Genomic DNA, 4166 nt, shown 5'->3' with positions numbered 1-4166 from the left:
ATAGGATGCCGACGCACTACAGCAGCTTTCTTATCGTTATTTCGACCTGTGTTGTTTTTGTGTATGGGTCCATCCGTTTAGGTGTCGGAAGTCGGTTTCAGGTGCCTTTGTGGAAGATGTCGGCGGTCGTGGCGTTGCTCGTTGTTGGCTACTTGCTGATCGATGCATTTGCTGGCTTTTCGATCCTTCTGGGCGTCGGAGTGCTGCTCGCGATATACGGCCTCATTGATCCCGGATTTGGCGATGGCGAACGGGCGAATTAGGAAAAATTGAAGTGTATCATCGTTGGCTTGATCATTGGGATGAACGGCGCGCGCAACGCGGGGAGGAGGGGAAGAAGACAACGGATTTCATCCTTGACGCGGACCGCGCCTTTCCGGGAGCGGGGAAGATCGCAAGCATCGAGGAATTTTGTGCGCTTGCGGACCAGGCCGTGGCCAATCCAGCTTTTTTCGATGAGCCGAGTGACAGCGATCAGCGTTTTGAAAGGAAAGATGGGTGGCTAAAATTTCCCTCGGACGTTGCGACTGAGATCGCAGCCAACAATGTTGTGTGGGCGAAAATCACAGAAAGCGGCTCGTTCGATCAAGCGATGGTGATCTTTCATCATTGGAATGCAAGCGCGCGGAACAGCCAGATTGCCAACTTCTTCTCGCGGCGTGGCATCACGGTTGCCGAGATTGCTATGCCTTACCACTTCGAGCGCAGCCGTCCCGGCTCCGTCCACGCCGATTATATGCTCAGCCCCAATCTCGGGCGAACAATCCAGTCTGTACGGCAGGCGGTATTGGATGGGCGAAAGCTCATACGATGGTTGAAGAAAGAAGGCTATAGAGAGATTTCGGTTGTTGGCATGAGCTTAGGTTCCTGGGTCGCGGGATTAATTGCTGTGCGCGACCAGGCTGTGTCAAAAGCCTCGCTGTTTCTGACGGCGGGGAGCCTAGCGGACATGGTCTGGACGGGTCGCGCGACACGATTGATACGCGATAGCCTTGAGCCTGAGATCGAGCTATCCGAACTCAGAAGGGCCTGGGGTCCACTTAACTTGGAGAATTACGCACATAGTTTAGCGAGGCCTGATCTCGATCTTCACGTTGTGTTGGCTAAGAGAGACAAAGTGGTGCTGCCAGGGATATCAGAGAGGTTCATGCGGAGGCTGAAGCACGCCGGAGCTAAGCCAAATATTTTGGAATTGAACTGTGGTCACTATTCGCTCGGCATGCCGCCTTACATTTTGTTGGCCGGTTTGAGCTTGAAGCGGTTTCTGTCGTGTGCTGGCAAGGCGGCCCGGCGATCCTGACCTGTGTGCACGGGTTATCTGTATGGGTTGGCGCGCGTACCTGCCTCGGTCCAGCGGCGCGGTCCAAGATGCGATCGGCGGAGAAGCCGTCGTCGTCGAACTCCGGCGCGCCATAGATGATGCCGCCGATGTTGAACTGGTGCAAATGACTATCGATCCCAAAGGAGGCCTGGAGCACCTCATGGAGTTGGGCAAGGTTGAATGCCATCGGCAGCTCGAGGGTGCGGCGAATCCTCGGCTCAATTCCGATAATGCTCGGCGCGCATGCACGATGTAGCTGTCGGTCGCGAACTGGGCGAGCATGTGGCCAAGCATGCCGCGCCTGAATGGCGCGGAGAAGGGGGCGGCAATGCGACGAATGTGGCGACGGTGCGATGACATTTCGCAGGGTAGGGGATCCCGCCGCGAAAAACAACCCCGATTGAAGATAGTGGCCGGTCCTGATGGGTCGGCGGCTGTACGAGACGGCGTTGATCAGCCAGCCGTCCAACCTTATTCATAGGGGGGCGCAACGCCTCCTCCTACGCCAACCGAGAAAACATGAGCAGGTACAAAGACCATCGCAAGCCGCGTCGGCATCGAGATGACGACGAGCCCTTTGCTTTTCCGGAAAAGTCTATCGTGCCCAGCTTCTTTCAGCGGCCACCGCCCGCGGTCGCGGCGCCGGTCGATGTTCACGTGAAATGGTTCAATGCAAGCAAGGGATTTGGGTTCGTCAAAGCCTCAGACGGCACAGAGGCCTATTTGCCCCTGCGCGTGTTGGAGGCGATCGGAAGCCGCGGTGTCGCCGAAGGCGCGCATCTCAAGGTCACGTTGGAAGAAACGAAAAAGGGTCATCAGGTGGCGCAAGTACTGGAAATCGGAGAGGAGATCCCGAAAAGTTCGGCGAGCGCGGTGGCCGGTGGAACAGCCAGCGTTCGGCAGCAAGCGCAGTTCGCAACCAAGGGTACCGTGAAGTGGTACAATAGTGAAAAGGGCTTTGGCTTCATTGCGCCTGAAGGTGGAGGTAAAGACGTCTTCGTTCATGCCTCCGCGCTATCCCGCTCTGGGCTCAGCGCGCTGGTCGAGGGACAGAAGGTGCTGTTCGAGCAGGGGCCGGGCAAAAAAGGCTTGGAGGCCCAGACTATTCGTATTGCCTGAAACCTATCAGTTGCGCTCAATTGGCTCTTAAATGGGTCTAAGACCCGCACCCAACAACAAACCGCAGCCGGTCGGCGGCCGACGCATACTGTTAGGGGCTGGGTTACATGAAAGCGTTGGTCGCCGACACTAGGCGAGGGCTGCTCCGTCAAAGGCGGACGGTCAGGTAGGCGCGAGGCAACGCCCACGCTCACAATGCCCGCTCGTGGTTAAGAAGCCGTTACTCCCGTGCGCGCCCACTTGTTTGCGTTGCATCCGCTTTCGCAGAAGCCCAGGACACGACGCTTGGCGTCAATCTCGATCCGTAGATGATGCCCAAGCAGTCTCTGAGTGACAAAACCCCCGTTAAGGAGGGTGTAGCGCGCTAGCAGCATCTACAAATGGAACCAGCCCATCCAAGCACCACAATCGCAGTGCTTATCGGATGAGCTGGCTCGCTGTTTATCTCGGTTGCCGCCGAAGCAGCATGGGACGTGTGTAGGGCCGACGGTTACCAAGTCAATGACGCCGAGGGCCGAGCCCCTTTGCCCAAAGGTCATTATGCATTTTGAGGCAAAAGTTCGCACGCAGAATTTCCAAGAAATCAATAAGATAGCGCCGCCACCAGAGTCAAACTTCAGCCGAATTTCGACCATAAGCCTGCCAAATAAACCGGACAGCCGTTTCATTAAGGGGCTGACGGGAAGGACGGCGGCCGAAGCCTTGGAGCTAGGTTTCGCTGCGTGGCGGCGCGCCTCCCCAGGGTGCGATGGCTCTCGGAAATCGGCGAAAGCTGATCACGAAAATGAACGATAGCTAAAGCTGCCGACGTTGCCTGCGTGACCTGTGCTGCAGACTGGCGGCAAGGTACGGTTCCCTCTGACTTGCAGTCTCGCACGTGCTGTGCCAGGTCTTGATTTTGGCCAAAATGAACCTTATAAGGTACAGAGAATTGCAATGAAGCGGATCACCGCAGCGTTCTACGCTACAGAATCCGGGAATGAGCCCGTACGTGATTGGCTTCTGGAATTGGCGAAGGAAGACAGAATAATCGTCGGAGCGGATATCGCCACCGTAGAGTTCGGTTGGCCGGTCGGCATGCCTGTTTGCAGGAACCTGCGTGAAGGTGTGTTGGAGGTTCGCTCAACGATCAAACGGGGCAAGGTTGAAGCCAGAACGTATTTTTCGATTGAAGGACGCGGGATGCTCCTTCTCCATGGCCATGAAGGAAAGAGGGGCCAGGACGAGGCCATCAATTTAGCCATTGATCGCCTTCGTGACCATAAGAGGCGGCAAAGGGAAAGCAAACGCAAGAAGAAGACAAAGTGAGCAGAGGCCCGGCTATGAACAGAGAAACTCATCCTTCCGTCGGCGGCACTCTCGAGGGCTTCCTCGAGGAGCTTGGCGAACGGGAAGAAGTCTACGGCGCGGCGATTAAGAGGGTGCTTGCGTGGGAAATCGAGACCGCCCGCAAACGGCGCGCTGTAACCAAAAGCGAGATGGCAACCCGGATGGGGACAAGTCGGACTCAGGTCAAACGGATTCTCGACCCCGACAACGTTTCGGTGTCTTTGGATACGCTGGAAAAGGCTGCGCGGTCCGTGGGCAAGAAATTGAAAATCGAGCTCGTTGACGCGTAACCCGAGGAAGGCCTGACATGTCGTCTTATGGAGACGGCATTGCGCTGTGCCGCGGCCGCCTCGACATCGGCGAGGACCTGCGAGAGACCTCGTGACCAGGTGCGACG

4 protein-coding genes and 2 pseudogenes are annotated in these 4166 nt (G+C 56.7%); 5 read left to right on the top strand and 1 reads right to left on the bottom strand.

Going from position 1 to position 4166, the window contains the following annotated elements:
• Positions 1 to 265 (top strand): annotated as a pseudogene (locus EOA60_RS21635) (hypothetical protein); the annotation flags it as partial.
• Between the two features lie 9 nt (positions 266 to 274).
• On the top strand, positions 275 to 1300 hold the full coding sequence (locus EOA60_RS21630; RefSeq protein WP_127335839.1) for a dienelactone hydrolase-related enzyme: 1026 nt from the start codon (positions 275 to 277) through the stop codon (positions 1298 to 1300).
• A gap of 148 nt (positions 1301 to 1448) precedes the next feature.
• Here EOA60_RS21630 and EOA60_RS39120 read toward each other — a convergent pair.
• Positions 1449 to 1508, bottom strand: a pseudogene (locus tag EOA60_RS39120) (hypothetical protein); the annotation flags it as partial.
• A gap of 332 nt (positions 1509 to 1840) precedes the next feature.
• Here EOA60_RS39120 and EOA60_RS39745 point away from each other — a divergent pair.
• The 3 genes from EOA60_RS39745 (at position 1841) to EOA60_RS21610 (ending at position 4059) form a co-directional block, all read left to right on the top strand.
• A complete protein-coding gene (locus EOA60_RS39745) occupies positions 1841 to 2440 on the top strand; it encodes a cold-shock protein (RefSeq protein WP_128311842.1) in 600 nt (199 codons plus the stop codon).
• Between the two features lie 936 nt (positions 2441 to 3376).
• Complete coding sequence (locus EOA60_RS21615) at positions 3377 to 3748, top strand: type II toxin-antitoxin system RelE/ParE family toxin (protein WP_127335607.1); 372 nt, start codon at positions 3377 to 3379, stop codon at positions 3746 to 3748.
• A 14-nt stretch (positions 3749 to 3762) separates the two neighbouring features.
• Complete coding sequence (locus EOA60_RS21610; RefSeq protein WP_127335606.1) at positions 3763 to 4059, top strand: helix-turn-helix transcriptional regulator; 297 nt, start codon at positions 3763 to 3765, stop codon at positions 4057 to 4059.
• Positions 4060 to 4166 lie beyond the last annotated feature (107 nt).

Source organism: Mesorhizobium sp. M1A.F.Ca.IN.020.06.1.1, from assembly GCF_004023265.1.
Taxonomy (GTDB): domain Bacteria; phylum Pseudomonadota; class Alphaproteobacteria; order Rhizobiales; family Rhizobiaceae; genus Mesorhizobium.
This window is presented reverse-complemented; position numbering and strand designations above follow the sequence as displayed.